Here is a 15,292-nt window from a genome sequence, read left to right on the forward strand (position 1 = left end):
ATTTAATAATATCGCACAACACAATCCGGATTCTCCTCTTTAAAACCCTCTACCCTTCTTTCACTAATTCTTGTATTGTAGCAGCGTACTTGCTCCAAATTATCCAGTTCGCTCAGCCTTTTTAGCTTACGAACCATTGAACTTGAAACATCCAAATATCGCAGACTATATAAATTTTCTACCCCTTTTAAATTTCTGATTTTTGTACCCGCTACACTTAATCTTTCCAGGTACTTTAAATCTTCCAGCGGCCTCAAATCATCTACTGCAGAATAATTCAAGACAAGTTCTTCAAGGTTTTTCAATCTCGCAATAGGCTCTACATCTTCTATGGGGGTTTCTTTAATAGTAAGCCGTTTTAATTCACCAACCCTTTCTATATTGGATACATCTGTTAAAGCCACTCTTTCCAGGTGAAGAGATTCCAGTTGCACGAATTGTTCAAATGGCGTAAGATTTTCAATTCCTTCATCAATAATAACAATATTTTTGATCGCAGTTAATTCGTGTAGTTCCTGAACGGTGGGCGGATTGCTCACGGTTAATTGTAATTGCATAATCTGTTGCCATTCAGAGCTTAATCCGTTCCACCAACTTTTCAGTCCTTCTGAATCATAAATTACAATGCAGTTATTATCAATCTGAGCTAAAAACTCTCTCACAAAATCTTTATCAGCTTGCGTGCCATCAACATTCAGGAGCGTAAGGCTTTTCAATCGGGTTAGTTTCATCAAAAGCTCATTTGACAATTGATTTCGCGAAAGGTTAAGCTTGCTTAACTTCTTAAGGCTTAAAAGTGGATCTATTCCGGCAATATCAATATTTTCCGCATTCAATTCTATGAGGCTATTAAGTGTTCTCAAAGGCTCTAGGCTGATAATATCATTATCGGAAATAGATAAATACCTTAATCTCGAAAACTTCTTTAAAGGAAAAAGCTCTGTAAGCCCTGTATTATTTAGTTTAAGGCTGTCTACCAATAGTAATTTGGTTAATTGTTCTTTAGCCGGAATTTTTCCTGAGGTTTCATTGATGTATTTAGAAAAAGCAGATTTCCACTGGGGACTTAAAGATGCCCACCAGGCTGAAAGCTCTTCCGAATTAATAATAACTAAAACTTGTGGATTGGCATCGGTAAAATCCGTGGCTTTTTGTTGACTGATAAATGTATTATCCGCATAAATCTTTTCCAGATTTTTCAATTCACTCAAAGGCTCCAGGCTCATTACCTGTGTATTACTAATATTGAGTGTTTTTAAAGCCTTATTACCTTTTAAAGCTGAGATATCAGCAACTGGCGCAAAGGTTAAATCCAGATTCTCAAGTGTTTGAGGACTTATAGCTACATTCAACTCTTTAACATTGCTTCGGCCCAAATTCAGCGTCTGAAGCTTTGATAAGTGAACAAGTACATCAAGCTTATTAAAGTAAGTTTCACTAAGATCCACTTCTTTTAAGTCAGTAAAGTTGCTTAACATACTGAAATCTGTAATATCCGTGCCGCGGAGATATAATCTCTCCAGTTTCTTTAAATTCAACAGGTCATCCAAGGACTTAACCTGCGTAAAAGACAAATCCAAAAACCTTAATTTTTCAGCATAGCGCAAATAGCTAATCTCTTCAATAGCTGTATTGGAAAGGTTAAGCTCTTGTATTTCTGTAAGGCTACTAAGTGACGAAATATCTTGTATTTTAGTATTACTGAGGTCAATCTTCTTTAAATCAACCAGCATGCTAATAGGGTCAAGTGTCACAATGAAATTATTACCCGCAAGGTTGAGGGAATCAATAGCTGCTATTTTGTAAAGAGTATTAATATCGACACTGTCAGAAGAAATAGCTAGCTTTTCTCTGAACACACTTTTCCATCCTAACGATAAATTTTTCCACCATTCTTTAAGTGCCTCTTCCCTACTTACTTTGGTTGTATAAATACTTGCAATCTGAAGTCCGTCAGTGGCCTCATCCAAATTAATTTCTATATAACGCTTTTTGGTATTTAGCACAGGTTCTCCTTCCAGATCGGTTCCTTTCAATGTTCTGTTAAGAGTAACTTTAAAAGAGAGACCTCCGTCAGGACGTAAAAATGGCTCTACCTCCTGTACATCAAAATCAAACTTTACATTTTTATAAAAGAAGTCGATATCTTTCAGGTAAGCCGTAATATCTTTATTGACCAGAACTTTTCTATCGCTGGTAAGATCATCCTCTACCTGAACTTTGCTGTCCTTAAAAATCTTCTTGTAGCTCTCCCTGATTATTACATCTTTATCACGAGGACTGCTGTTTTCATTACCTAAAGTATTAAGCAAATAGGCAAGAAAACGCACCTGATCCTCTGCTTTTGATTGATAGTTTTGTACTTGTGATTTCGTATAATCTCCCAACTGCTGGGCATGGCCAATGAAGGAAAAGCAACTAAGTACGATAATAAAGAAGCCAGTAGTAAAAAATTTATTGCTGATCATAAATAAGCGCTTTAAGTGCAGGAATTTGTTCCTCTTTAATTGGTGTCAAGTCAGAGATAAGCCAACCACGGTTATATCCTGATCTGTTGTATTCTGATATTTGAAAATACCACCCTGCACATTGAAAAAAATGAAATTTGAGATCACGAACTGTCTTAAAAGAGATTTTCTTGTTGGATAACTCATACAGAAATATAGATAAGTAGTCAGGCTTAAAATTTCTTGCTGTAAAATCTACTCCCTTGCTATTTCTAAACGCTTTATTCAGGTTCATAAAGTCAAGCTCATGACTCATAGGGTGTATAAATGATTTGTTTGAAGAACTGTCCTTGTTAAAAGATGATTTATAAGCCTCAACACTCGCCTTTTCCAATACCCACTCATAGCCTTGACCCTGAGGCTGAATTTTAAAGAAAAGCAAAATGTTCTCATCCTTTCCACCTCGACTGAAAACAGCATTAACTTCTGCAAACCAACCTTCCTTGTGGAAATTTAGGTACTTAGGGTTTTGCCTGCTTGTTACATCATTAATGAATTGCTTTTTTAAGTCTTTAGAGATCCTATTATTCTCTGTGTTAAATAAAATGGTGAGATAATTCTTTCTAAGCTCAACATCACGATAAGATTTGTCATTCTCGTAATAGCGATTTCCTTTTTGATCTTCTTCACCATTGAATCTTCTGAAGAACTGGTTAACCTGCTTGGTGGAAGCATAAAGTTCACTTTCATCAATACCAGTTGCTTCCTGCGTTATTTGCGCAGGAAGCAAAGAAGGTATTAAAATCAGAAATGTAATAAATAATCTATGTATCATGCGGAAGTTTCCGTAACCCTAATATCACCTAACATTACATCCCAAAACTCAATAGTTCTTCCGGCAATTTGAGTCTTTTTCTTTTCAACATAAATAGTGATATCTTTCTTTGTAGTATCCTTATAACTTAAGCCATCCTCTGAAGTACCTTCAAATCTTTGGTAAACGGTTACAACGCCCACATATTTTCCATCAGGCTGTTTTTCAAGATCACTTATGTAATGGATATCATACCAATCAATTTTTACTTTATCATAGTTAAGAGCCATTAAGCGCTGAAAATATTCCTGTACTTTATAATAGGTAATTTCTTCTGTGGTCAAAGACGAAACACCCATTTCACTATCTGGTGCAAACAACTCTCCTGCTCTTTCCATTACTCTGGTGGCTTCTGAGTAGGCAGTTTCTTTATCGCCTATAATGCTGATATATTTACTTAAATCACGCACTTTTTCCAAAGCCAGTGAATCGATTGCCTGTTTTCTCTGAGGCGAGATATTATCCTGCGCAAATGCACTTGCAGCAACACATAATAATGATGCTACAAAACTTATTTTACTTAAATTTTTAATGATTATTGATTTCATGTGCTTTTAATTTATGTTTTAGTTACCACATGGAATAGCTCAGCTAAAATATACCTAACGACTCTCATATTTTAATAAAATTTATGTTCGCTTGGTATTCTTTCGCTTTAAGGCTATTTCATAATTTATATCTTTAGATGATAAGGATTATTTTCGGATAAGCTCCAACTCAGTTATTTTACCACTGCTGTTAGTTTTAACAGCTGCTATGTTGTTGAGATTTTTACCTGTATCTTTCAAATAGTTTAAATAATCCTTTATAGTAGTTGGCTCATCGTAATCTTTTGTCCCGTCAGTGGATTGATGAATTACAATAAATACGGGAACATCTCCTGAAGCAAAGAGTGCTTTAGCCTCATTAATATTTCTATTGGCTGCAGTTGCATTACCAGATGCATTGGCTATAGAATTAAAATAATTATCAAGACGCATTTTAGCATCTTCCCTGGTGTTTGTGTCACGTTCTACCGGTTCTGTAATTTCCGGCTGATCATCTTTTATTACTACAACAGGTTTGTCCTGATCTGAGTCTTTGGAAGCATCAGCAGCTTTTTTACTTCCTTTACATGCAAAAAGCCCTGCGCTTAAAATAAGCGCCATTGCAGCAAGATTGAAAAATGATTTTATTCTATTCATAGTACTGTTTTATTTGGTATGTTCACTTTAACGTATTTTAATTAAAATGTTATACTTATCTTATAAATAGAAACGCTGAACGATAAAAAGTAGTTATTCGTGGGTTTTTAAGCAAAAATCAAGAGTGATTCTACTATTCTACCTCCCTCAACATAATGCTATTCAAATAAAAAATATTTTATTGTACAAAAATCACAGTATTTCGCAATATTTTTACGTATTGATAGCTGTTAAGAAATAATAAGCAAAAGAACAATTAGTAATTCATCAATGAAAAAAAATACCTCTTTACAAAATCGTGAAAAAGTAGCTTCAGATAAGTTCTGGACAAAATCATTCTTTATAAAAACACTTTTGAATGGTTTATTGCTGATCCTCCCTACCATAATTATTCTATTTCTACTTTCACTGATATTTAAATTCGTTTTTAATATTATTTCTCCTATCAGCGCTGTACTAGATAAAAATGCTGATTCCCATACTTGGTTTATCAATTTACTGGCACTGTTAATTCTGCTGACAATTATCTTCATCATTGGCTTAATCATGCGAGATAAAAGAGGCCAAAATTCATTTAAAGGTTTTGAGGAAAGGTATTTGCGACAGATCCCTCTCTATTCCACTATAAAAGAAACCGTTGCGCAATTTTCAGGCTTAAAGAAAATGCCTTTTAGCCAGGTTGTTTTAGTGGACGCCTACAATACTGGCGTACTCTTAACAGGATTTATAACTGAGCCTGTTTCTGAGAATATTTATACAGTATTTGTACCTACCGCACCTAATCCTATGAATGGGAACATCTATCATGTGCCTGCCGATCAGCTTAAATTTTTGGATATTGAGCCGGAACAAGCCATGAGAACCATTGTAGGAATGGGAACAGGATCTTCATTTTTATTCACTGCTAAGGAAAGAAAAATGGATGACATTCATTAGGAATACAAATTGAAAGAAAGAGATACTAATCAATTGTAGTATATTTACACCTACTCTTTTTAAGAAATTCAATACAATAAGAATGAAGTACCTCATAGTTGGCCTTGGAAACATAGGTCCTGAATATGAAATAACAAGACATAATATAGGTTTTCTCACTTTAGACCGATTAGCAGATAGTCAGGACGTGAAATTTGAGACTTTAAAACTAGCCATGAAGTCCGAATTTAAATATAAAGGCAGACTGATTCATTTAATAAAGCCGACAACTTATATGAATTTATCTGGCAAGGCTGTCAATTATTGGATGCAAGAGCTTAAAATTCCTAAAGAGAATATTCTTGTTATTACAGATGACATAGCACTTCCTTTTGCTAAACTCAGAATGCGGGCAAAAGGCTCAGCGGCTGGTCATAATGGTTTGAAGGATATTGAGAAAATGACCGGGGGTCAGGACTACGCCCGCTTGAAGTTCGGAGTGGGAGACAATTTTCCTAAAGGCCGGCAGGTAGATTATGTATTGAGTCCATTTACTCAGCAAGAGTTTGAAGAGCTTCCCTTTGCTATGGATAAAGCCTGCGAAATGATTCTAGCATTTACCACCATAGGTGTAAATATGACGATGAGCCAGTTTAATGATTGAATGCTACATGATGTAATCTCAAAATAATTTTATGCTTGCCTAAATGAACTATATTATTGCTAATGGTATTTGTATTATTTCAGTGGAGCATTATGAAAGCTGTAAAAAAAATGATTGTTAAAACAGAAAAGCTGGCTAATTTAATTGCCAGAGTGAATAAGTTAGAATAAGGGAATTAATAGACTTTCTTCTATAAATTGTTGGCAATTCCTGTTTGTCTAATCTAATTTGTAATTTTTTTAAACATAATTTATCCATCCAAGTTAGTTGCGTATATTTAATCTTTCAAATAAAAGATATACATGAGAGTATCTGTTTTCAGAAGAGAACATTTTAATGCCGCCCATAGATTACACAATTCCAATTGGACTGATGAAAAAAATGAACAAGTGTTCGGTAAATGTAACAACCCCAATTTTCATGGTCACAACTATGAACTTGAGGTAAAAGTTACTGGTGAAATAAGCCCTGAAACTGGTTATGTAGTAGATATGAAGGTTTTGAGTGACATCATCAAATCAAATATTATTGATAAGTTTGATCATAAGAACTTAAATCTTGATACTGAGGAATTCGAAAACTTAAATCCTACTGCAGAGAATATTGCTGTCGTTATTTATCAATTATTGAGGGAGAAGATTGAAACATCATTGGATGTTAAAATTAAACTTTACGAAACTGAAAGAAATTATGTTGAATACCCCACAGAATAAAGAAGATTTGGAAAACTTTCAATCCTTTGATGATATGGGAGATGACCACGCAGGATCCAGTGCAGAAACTCCTTTAAGAGCAGATGCATTTGAGATGGATGACGAATTGAAAATGGAGTTAATTGCCAAGCATTTCAAGGAGATTATGCATATTTTAGGTATGGATTTAACGGATGATAGTCTTAAAGGTACTCCTGCCAGGGTGGCTAAAATGTATGTTAAAGAAGTATTTAGTGGCTTAAACCCAACTAATAAACCTAAGCCTAAGTTATTCGAGAATAAGTACAAATACGATCAGATGTTAGTAGAAAAAGATGTTACATTCTACTCGCATTGCGAACACCATTTTGTTCCTATTTATGGAAAAGCTCACGTTGCCTACTTCTCTAGTGGAAAGGTAATAGGTCTGTCAAAAATAAATAGAATTGTTCAGTATTTTTCTAAAAGACCCCAAGTACAGGAGCGGCTTACTATGCAAATTGCAGAAGAGCTCAAAAGAGTACTTGAAACTGAAAGTGTTGCGGTTGTGATGGACGCTTCACACATGTGTGTGTCCTCCAGAGGTGTAGGTGATACAAACAGTAGAACAGGGACCTCCTACTTTGGTGGTAAGTTTAATGATGAATCCACCAGAAGGGAATTTTTAGATTACATAAATAGCCCCTCACCTAAATAAGATATAAAATAATAACGAATTATAAAAGAGGCTTTACGGCCTCTTTTTTGTTTAACAAAATATCAGCTATAGGCCAATATAATATAAAGAAGTTTTTACGCGATTTTCCAAAACAATCAATTGGTTGTGCTGTTCCTATTCTAATTAATTTGAATTTACTATGTCATTTAAAAATAAAAACATATTAATCATTGGAGCAAGTTCTGGTATTGGGTTAAGTCTTGCCAAAGACCTACAAACTAAAGAAGCGAATTTATATCTAGCCTCAAGAAAAAAACCGGAATTGTCAGGAGATTTCAATTACATCGAATTGGATGTAACTGATTTTGATGGGGAATTGGATAGTCTTCCGGAAGAAATCCATGGATTGGTTTATTGTCCCGGAACAATAAATTTGAAGCCTTTCCAGAGACTTAAGGAAGAAGATTTCCTGAGCGACTTTAAAATAAACGCTCTGGGGGCAGTGAAGGTAGTTCAAAAGGTTTTAAAAAATTTAAAAGCTGCTAAAGGTTCCAGTATTGTACTATTTAGTACAGTAGCAGTTAATACAGGCCTTTCATTTCATGCCTCAATTGCATCCGCTAAAGGGGCCCTTCAGGCGATTGGTTTAAGCATGGCTGCTGAGTTAGCTCCCAGTAAAATCAGAGTGAATGTGGTGGCTCCCAGTTTAACAGCTACGCCACTTGCCAACAATTTATTGTCATCAGAAGAAAAGAAGGACGCATCCAATAAAAGGCATCCAATTGGTAGGTACGGTAAACCTGAAGACATTTCAAATGCAGCAGCCTTCTTGCTTAATCCTGAGAATAGCTGGATTACTGGTCAGGTATTAGGTGTAGATGGAGGGATGGAAAAGGTTAGAAATATATAGCGGTAATAAACAATTACTACATTTTTATATTAAATCAATCTTTTAAAAACAGTCATTTTTTTATAACAAGAACTATCATGAGCAATATCGAAGACCAAATAAAAGAAACAATCCTTATGCTTGAAGAGCAGAAGCATGTAAGAGTTTCCTTAGTGGAAGGCAAGCCTATAGCAATAGTGGAGGCTACAAGTTCCTATATACCGATTGAAGAGTTTAAAAAAATATTTAATTCGATTGGAGAGTTGGTGAAAGAAAAAAATATTGAGAAGCTGATATTTGATAAGCGCGAATTAACAGTATTCCATCAGCCTTCTATGGAATGGTACTTTACACATTGGAAAGAAGAAATGTATGATCACGGTTTGAAAGTTCATAGAAAAATTCTACCTGATAATAAAGTATTTAAACAAAGCGTGAAAATTGGTAGAGAAAAAATAAAGGAAGAAAACCCCGGATTAAAGTTTAATGAAATGGATATCCAATACAAAGACAGCTTGCAAGAAGCAATAGATAGTTAAAAACAACTAAAATGGTAGATAAGAAAGAAGAAGGTTTTAGGTTAGAACTTGAAAGGGCTCAAAATGAAATTAAATCCTTAAAGGCGAATTACGAATTTCAAATAAGCTCCTTAAAGGAAGAGGTTTCTTTTTTAAAAGAGAAACTGGATGCACAGCAAGATATGCTCAATATGGCAGTAGATTATGCAAATAAACTGGGTAAATCATTAAAAAATTTGAAAAAAAGAGTAGATTCGAGCAATTTTCAAAGTATTCACTAACCTATTACATAATTAAAATAGAAGTTAGTATACCTTCTTCTATTCTTCCTACACAAGTTTTTTTTCTATGAACAAAATACCGGAATCATATTATTTTTATAAAGAGCACATTAGGAGAGCTAAGGCGGAAAAAGAAAAGTTAAAAAAAGAATATGAGCAAAAGATCAATAATTTAAACGATGAGATAAGCTATTTGAAAAATCAAATAGATGCCCAGCACGAAATGATTTCAAAATCTATTGACTACGTGATGAAGCTGGAAGAACAAATTAAATCAATGGATGAGCAGCTAAATAATAACCCTCCCCACCCTGATTTTGACAGATAATTTAATGGTTAATTACTCTGCTGGAATTAGACTTAAGCGCTTTTCTCATCATATACCTTTCTACGATTACATCAATAGGTTTTAGAAGAATAGCTATACCTAATTTAAAAATAAATCCTATTTGATCATTTCCAAATTCCTGTTCAACCAAGGGCTCAAGTAACCCTTCTGAAATAATGAATAAAATAATTGCAATTAAAAGTACAATAGAAGATGCCTTTCTGCCGACTTTTGCTTTTACCAATTGATCAATAGTATCCTGAAGAAGCTGATTATTTACTTTAAGATCGTCATTAATTTTGTTAATTTCATCAAACTGTTTTTTCAGTTTTTCATTGGCCTCATTTAATTTCGAATGGAGCCTGTCACTCACAGAAGTTAAAAGTTTCGCTTCGCCAATCAGTCTTTCATATTTATTACAAAGGGCTTTATAGTTTTCCTTAACCTTTGCTTCAGGAATAGTTTGATCTTCCGCAAGAGCTCTTACTTCATGAAGAAAATCAATTTCTGCCTGAAAAACATCTGACTGTACTACAGCTTTTGCCATATATTATCCTTTATTTTGAATCATTCGAAAAGGAACTTTGATAATATCTTTAAAGTCCTCTCCTGATTCTTGCATATCTTCATCTTCCTCATCATAATACCACTCAATAGTTAGTTCATGACCTGCCTGATGAATTTTTTCAAATTTTCTGAAAATTTCCACCAGACACTTTGAGGAACTTGTATTAAAATATTCAAGCTTCACTTCAAAATTAATGGATTTTTTAGGATTATTAATATATTTCTCCAACCAATCGAGCAATGGCTTATAAAACTCGATAGAATTCTCCGGAATTGATCTTCCTGAGATAACAAAGTTGTTGGCTTCAGGATTAAAATCAAGTTTTGGTGTCTTTGGGGTCGCCTCTAGGTAATAAGCCTCCATAATATTGTCTTTAATTAATTTTTTATCTTCACTTTGATGCTAAAGAAAGAAAAATCTTTATCTATAGAAAGAAAATCGTACTCTAAAGCCTGTCCGGATTTACGCACCATGTCCATAATACCCAAACCTGCTCTGCCCTTATCAGAAAACACACCTTCATCAAGTCTATTCCTGTAAGTCATTCTTAAACTCTCAGAATCCATAGCATTAACAGATTCAATTCTATTCTGAAGACTTACAGTGTACTTTTTAGGTAAATAATTACCTGCCACTATATCGTAAGAATTATCCGATTTAATGATCATTACCATAATATCGTGAAATTCTTCAGGTGCATGTTTTAAATCACTGTAGTTATGGTAAATGTTTTGTAAAACTTCTACCAATATATGAAACACTTTTTTCTTCAATCGGGAATTATACTCAACCATAGCCAGTTTATTCTCAGCCAGAGACAATAAATTAGTAGTAAGGCTTTCTGTTATGATTCCTTTATAGGCTAACAGCAAGTTGTCCTTACCCTTTTGTTCTTTATACTGTTCTATGGTGTTTATCATGCTCAATCACAAAAATACAAGAAGTATTTATCAGTGTTCACAAATTACAATTTATTTTTAAAAAATAGAATAATTTAATGAAAAGTGAGATAAAATTATACATAAGTGGAGTATTATCTATTCAAGAGTATTTATTAAGAACTCAATCACTGACTATAAATGTGATACACATTAAAAGGAGCTGATTAAATTAAACCCGCTCCTTTATTTTAAAATCTATAATTATTTCACGTTGCCTGTTAACCTTCTAATAATAGGACTGAGTATCAATACTATTACTCCTGCCCCTATTGCAAATTGTGTAATGTAACTAAAAATATCTGGCAGCAGTGACGGATCTTGCTCAATAGCTTTCTCATTAAATTCACCTGCTACTAACCCTGCAATAAGATTACCAAAAGCAACAGACATAAACCACGCGCCCATCATTTGACCAACCAGTCTTTTAGGAGCTAATTTTGTAGTAGCACTCAAACCCACAGGACTTAAGAATAATTCACCAGCCGTATGTAACATGTATGTTAGCAACAACCACCCATAAGAAGCTTTTGTATGCTCTACCACAATAAACGAAGCAATAACCATTACTCCGAACCCTAACCCAAGAAGTATAAGTCCAAATGCAAATTTTACGGGTGTGTTAGGGTTCAAATGCTTAGAAGCTAATTTTACCCATAGCCATCCAAAAACTGGTGATAAAATAATGATGAACATAGGGTTGGCACTTTGTAAAACACTAGCAGCCATTTCATAGCCAAATATGTATCGATCGGCATACCTGCTAGCAAATAGATTTAAGGAACTTCCTGCTTGTTCAAAGCCGGACCAAAAAATGGCAGAGAAGATTAAAAGAATGGCTAGTGCTCCTATTTTCTTTTTCTCATCAGAGTTCAATTTCCCTAATAAGAATATAGCCACAAAGAATAGTATTAATGCTGTAGCTAAAATATATTTTGAGATACTAGCAATATAATATGCGTTGATGTTTACATAACCTAAGGTGGTCAATAAAATTAAGAATACAAGCGCCAGCAAAAAAATTGTAATTCCTATCTTCACCTGTGACCTGAATTTTATTTGCTTTTTATCCTCCGCATCGTATCCTTCAGGTTGTGCTCCAACACCTCCTAAATACTTTTGAGTGGCTTTGTATTGAATTAAGCCTATCAACATACCAAAACCGGCAATTCCAAAACCTAGATGCCAATTAACGTTTTCACCTAATGTTCCTACTATAAGAGGTGAAATAAATGCTCCTATATTAATACCCATGTAGAATAAGGAGAATCCTGCATCCCGTCTGGTAGGCTGATCCTCAGGATATAAGCCTCCCACTATACTGGAAATATTTGGCTTCAGTAGTCCTGTTCCTATTACAATCAATACTAAACCTATAAAGAAAAACTCTGTCATTGGTATAGCCATACTAAAATGGCCTAAGGCAATTATAATACCCCCATACCATACAGACTTTTGTAATCCAAAAAACCTATCTGCAAGCCATCCACCTGGAAGTGCTAATAAATATACGAACATGGTATATAACCCATATATAGCCGTAGCTTGCTTATCATCGATACCTAACCCCCCATTTTCAATAGCCTCAACCATGAAAAGGACAAGTATTGCCCGCATTCCATAATAGCTGAAACGTTCCCACATTTCGGTAAAAAATAAAGTAGCTAGACCTCGGGGGTGGCCAAAGAAAGTCTTTTCTGAACTCATATAGTCTAATAGTTAGAATTAATTAATTTTCAAGTTGCTAAAACTAATACCGTCATCCCATTAAACCAAATCGCTCATCAAAATACCGCTAAAAACGTCAGATAGTGTAAGTTATACACTTTCTAATACTAAATAATTGTTCATAAAATTGCTTTTTAAGCTCTATTATTTCTTTAACTTTGCCTGCAAACGATTGTATCAAGCTTGTAAAAAATAAAAAAAATGAAGGAATACGGACTAAAATCCTCTAAAGCCGGACTGGAAAGTATTGGCTTACAAAATGTAGGTGAAGCTTATTGGAACCTGACTCCTGCCGAATTGGTAGAACATGCTTTAACCAATAAAGAAGGTGTGCTTACTGATACAGGTGCTTTAATGTGCGACACAGGTAAATTTACAGGAAGATCTCCTAAAGACAAATTTATTGTGAAGGATGGTAAAACTGCCGACAAAGTCTGGTGGGGAAATGTAAATATTCCGTTTGACCCTGAAAAATTTGATGCACTTCACCAAAAAATGCTTGATTATTTATCAGATAAGAAAGTTTATGTGAGGGACGCTTATGCAGGAGCAGATAAAACCTACAGATTAAAACTAAGAGTGGTCAATACACAGGCATGGCATAATTTATTTTGTTACAACATGTTCTTAAGGCCTGAAAAGTACAAATTAGAAAATTTTGAACCTTCATTTACTATCATTAATGCTCCTGAATTTGAGGCCGACCCGGAAAAGGATGGTACACGTCAGAAGAACTTTGCAATCATTAATTTTAGCAAAAACATAATTCTAATCGGTGGAACAGGCTATGCCGGAGAAATGAAAAAAGGAATTTTTTCTGTTCTTAATTTCACCTTACCATCCGAACACAATGTACTTTCCATGCATTGTTCAGCAAACATGAGTGAAAAAGGCGATGGTGATACTGCCATTTTCTTTGGCTTATCCGGAACGGGTAAAACAACCCTTTCAGCAGATGAGAACCGTGGCCTGATTGGGGATGATGAGCACGGCTGGACAGATCAGGGTGTTTTTAACTTTGAAGGGGGATGCTATGCTAAAACAATCGACCTTACCAAAGAGAAAGAACCTCAGATTTTTGATGCCATCAAGTTTGGAGCCATAGTAGAAAATACACGATTTGTACCAGGTACAAGAACGGTTGACTATAAAAATGTAAGCGTTACTGAAAATACAAGAACAGCTTACCCGATTGATCATATTAACAATGCCGTTTCACCCTCTATTGGTGGTGTGCCTAAAAATATCTTTTTCCTTACTTGTGATGCCTACGGTGTGCTCCCTCCTATTTCCAAGCTAAATAAAGGGCAGGCAATGTATCATTTTATTTCAGGTTATACAGCTAAGGTGGCCGGAACTGAAGCTGGCGTCACTGAGCCTCAAACTGTATTTTCTGCTTGTTTCGGAGCTCCATTTTTACCACTTCACCCTACTACCTATGCAGAAATGCTTGGTAAAAAAATGGATGAGCAAAAAGTAAATGTATGGCTTGTAAATACCGGATGGTCAGGCGGACCTTACGGAGTGGGTTCCAGAATGAAGCTTAAATACACTAGGGCTATGATTTCTGCCGCTTTGACTGGTGGACTGGATGAAGTAGGTTATAGAAATCATTCCATTTTTGGATGCGCTATCCCCGCTACCTGTCCGGGAATTCCTTCCGAAGTATTAAGCCCGAGAGAAACCTGGAAAAATGATAAAGGCTATTATGAAATGGCTAACAAATTAGCAGGTGAGTTTAATGAGAATTTTAAAAAGTTTGAGGAGTTTGCCAATGAAGAAATTATGGCAGGAGCTCCTAAGCCTAACTTAAAAAGAGGCTAACGAAAGATCGTTTTGTTGTTTTAATTGAAATTGACTGTTGGGAATCTTCGGATTTTTAACAGTCTTTTTTTTGCTTCAATTATATTCTAACTTACGCAAATATGCATGAAGAAATAGAGAGAAATATTAGAAAATCAAATCCATTTCCGGTAATGGGAAAGGCTTTAAATAACTCAAATAGTCTGTTAATGGATTTTACAGCTCATAATAAAAAACTATTAGCTATTGATTTAAAGGATACTGATATCTTTAATAAGCATGTTTTTGATCTTTTAGCAGAAAGAAATAAAGAATTCGGATGGGGTGGTTATTTGGAAAACAGGGAGATTTATAAAAGAAGCACTCACTTTCAACAAGGTGAACCAAGAAATTTTCATTTAGGCATTGACGTATGGGCAAAAGCTGGTAGTTCTGTATACTGCCCGATGGCAGCAAAAGTCCACAGTTTTGCAGACAACAACAATTTTGGTGATTATGGCCCCACCATCATTTTAGAGCATCAGATAGGGAATAATGTAATCTACACCCTATATGGCCACTTAAGCAGGAAAAGCTTAAACAATCTTCATGAAGGACAGCTAATTGAAAAAGGAGATAAATTTTGCGAAATAGGCCCCTATCCGGAGAATGGTGACTGGCCACCACATTTACATTTCCAGGTGATGAAAGATATGCTTGGAAATAAAGGTGATTTCCCAGGGGTTTGCAGTGCCTCTCAGTTAGAAAAGTATAAATCTATTTGCATAAACCCTGAAGTGTTTATTACCTAATAAGCAAATAATCT

At 34.9% G+C, this 15,292-nt stretch carries 18 protein-coding genes; 10 read left to right on the forward strand and 8 right to left on the reverse strand.

The genetic code is table 11. The annotated features are described in order from the left end of the window. Positions 1–2: 2 nt before the first annotated feature. The 4 genes from IEV85_RS10845 to IEV85_RS10860 all read right to left on the reverse strand — a co-directional run bounded on the left by IEV85_RS10845 (position 3) and on the right by IEV85_RS10860 (position 4,505). A complete protein-coding gene (locus tag IEV85_RS10845; protein ID WP_188463169.1) occupies positions 3–2,468 on the reverse strand; it encodes a leucine-rich repeat domain-containing protein in 2,466 nt (821 codons plus the stop codon). Further along, the gene (locus IEV85_RS10850) at positions 2,455–3,282 is read right to left on the reverse strand and encodes a hypothetical protein (protein WP_188463171.1); all 828 of its coding nucleotides are present in this window, start codon (positions 3,280–3,282) and stop codon (positions 2,455–2,457) included. The genes IEV85_RS10845 and IEV85_RS10850 overlap by 14 nt, the downstream gene beginning before the upstream one ends. Then, on the reverse strand, positions 3,279–3,869 hold the full coding sequence (locus IEV85_RS10855; RefSeq protein WP_229712565.1) for a hypothetical protein: 591 nt from the start codon (positions 3,867–3,869) through the stop codon (positions 3,279–3,281). Before IEV85_RS10855 ends, IEV85_RS10850 begins: the two co-directional genes overlap by 4 nt. A gap of 147 nt (positions 3,870–4,016) precedes the next feature. Beyond that, positions 4,017–4,505 carry a nucleoid-structuring protein H-NS gene (locus IEV85_RS10860; RefSeq protein WP_229712566.1) on the reverse strand — a complete coding sequence of 163 codons (489 nt, stop codon included), beginning with the start codon at positions 4,503–4,505 and terminating at the stop codon, positions 4,017–4,019. Between the two features lie 270 nt (positions 4,506–4,775). Between IEV85_RS10860 and IEV85_RS10865 the strand changes: the two genes are divergently transcribed. The 8 genes from IEV85_RS10865 to IEV85_RS10900 all read left to right on the forward strand — a co-directional run bounded on the left by IEV85_RS10865 (position 4,776) and on the right by IEV85_RS10900 (position 9,450). Next, positions 4,776–5,441, forward strand: a complete 666-nt coding sequence (locus IEV85_RS10865; RefSeq protein ID WP_188463174.1) for a DUF502 domain-containing protein — start codon at positions 4,776–4,778, stop codon at positions 5,439–5,441. An 82-nt stretch (positions 5,442–5,523) separates the two neighbouring features. After that, on the forward strand, positions 5,524–6,084 hold the full coding sequence (gene pth, locus IEV85_RS10870) for an aminoacyl-tRNA hydrolase (protein ID WP_188463176.1): 561 nt from the start codon (positions 5,524–5,526) through the stop codon (positions 6,082–6,084). 302 nt (positions 6,085–6,386) lie between these two features. Further along, complete coding sequence (locus tag IEV85_RS10875) at positions 6,387–6,797, forward strand: 6-pyruvoyl trahydropterin synthase family protein (RefSeq protein WP_188463178.1); 411 nt, start codon at positions 6,387–6,389, stop codon at positions 6,795–6,797. Then, positions 6,775–7,473, forward strand: a complete 699-nt coding sequence (folE, locus tag IEV85_RS10880) for a GTP cyclohydrolase I FolE (RefSeq protein WP_188463180.1) — start codon at positions 6,775–6,777, stop codon at positions 7,471–7,473. The genes IEV85_RS10875 and folE overlap by 23 nt, the downstream gene beginning before the upstream one ends. A 160-nt stretch (positions 7,474–7,633) precedes the next feature. Then, positions 7,634–8,344, forward strand: a complete 711-nt coding sequence (locus tag IEV85_RS10885; RefSeq protein ID WP_188463182.1) for an SDR family NAD(P)-dependent oxidoreductase — start codon at positions 7,634–7,636, stop codon at positions 8,342–8,344. Between the two features lie 77 nt (positions 8,345–8,421). After that, entirely contained in the window at positions 8,422–8,862 is a 441-nt protein-coding gene (locus IEV85_RS10890) for a hypothetical protein (protein ID WP_188463184.1), read from the forward strand. An 11-nt stretch (positions 8,863–8,873) separates the two neighbouring features. Beyond that, complete coding sequence (locus tag IEV85_RS10895; RefSeq protein WP_188463186.1) at positions 8,874–9,122, forward strand: hypothetical protein; 249 nt, start codon at positions 8,874–8,876, stop codon at positions 9,120–9,122. A 67-nt stretch (positions 9,123–9,189) separates the two neighbouring features. After that, on the forward strand, positions 9,190–9,450 hold the full coding sequence (locus IEV85_RS10900) for a hypothetical protein (protein WP_188463188.1): 261 nt from the start codon (positions 9,190–9,192) through the stop codon (positions 9,448–9,450). Position 9,451: 1 nt separating this feature from the next. Here IEV85_RS10900 and IEV85_RS10905 read toward each other — a convergent pair whose 3' ends face one another. From IEV85_RS10905 to IEV85_RS10920, 4 genes are all read right to left on the reverse strand, one after another. Then, positions 9,452–9,997 (reverse strand): hypothetical protein, encoded by a 546-nt coding sequence (locus tag IEV85_RS10905; RefSeq protein WP_188463190.1) that lies wholly within the window; start codon positions 9,995–9,997, stop codon positions 9,452–9,454. A 3-nt stretch (positions 9,998–10,000) separates the two neighbouring features. Continuing rightward, on the reverse strand, positions 10,001–10,381 hold the full coding sequence (locus IEV85_RS10910) for a DUF1987 domain-containing protein (RefSeq protein ID WP_188463192.1): 381 nt from the start codon (positions 10,379–10,381) through the stop codon (positions 10,001–10,003). Positions 10,382–10,395: 14 nt separating this feature from the next. Further along, positions 10,396–10,938: a SiaB family protein kinase gene (locus IEV85_RS10915; RefSeq protein WP_188463194.1), complete on the reverse strand. Its 543-nt coding sequence runs from the start codon at positions 10,936–10,938 to the stop codon at positions 10,396–10,398. Positions 10,939–11,160: 222 nt separating this feature from the next. After that, positions 11,161–12,663, reverse strand: coding sequence for a peptide MFS transporter (locus IEV85_RS10920; RefSeq protein WP_188463196.1), 1,503 nt, complete (start codon positions 12,661–12,663; stop codon positions 11,161–11,163). 222 nt (positions 12,664–12,885) lie between these two features. Between IEV85_RS10920 and pckA the strand changes: the two genes are divergently transcribed. After that, positions 12,886–14,508 (forward strand): phosphoenolpyruvate carboxykinase (ATP), encoded by a 1,623-nt coding sequence (gene pckA / locus IEV85_RS10925; protein ID WP_188463198.1) that lies wholly within the window; start codon positions 12,886–12,888, stop codon positions 14,506–14,508. Positions 14,509–14,609: 101 nt separating this feature from the next. After that, positions 14,610–15,278, forward strand: a complete 669-nt coding sequence (locus tag IEV85_RS10930) for a peptidoglycan DD-metalloendopeptidase family protein (protein ID WP_229712567.1) — start codon at positions 14,610–14,612, stop codon at positions 15,276–15,278. Positions 15,279–15,292 lie beyond the last annotated feature (14 nt).

It is taken from the genome of Marivirga lumbricoides, from assembly GCF_014636295.1.
Lineage (GTDB): Bacteria > Bacteroidota > Bacteroidia > Cytophagales > Cyclobacteriaceae > Marivirga > Marivirga lumbricoides.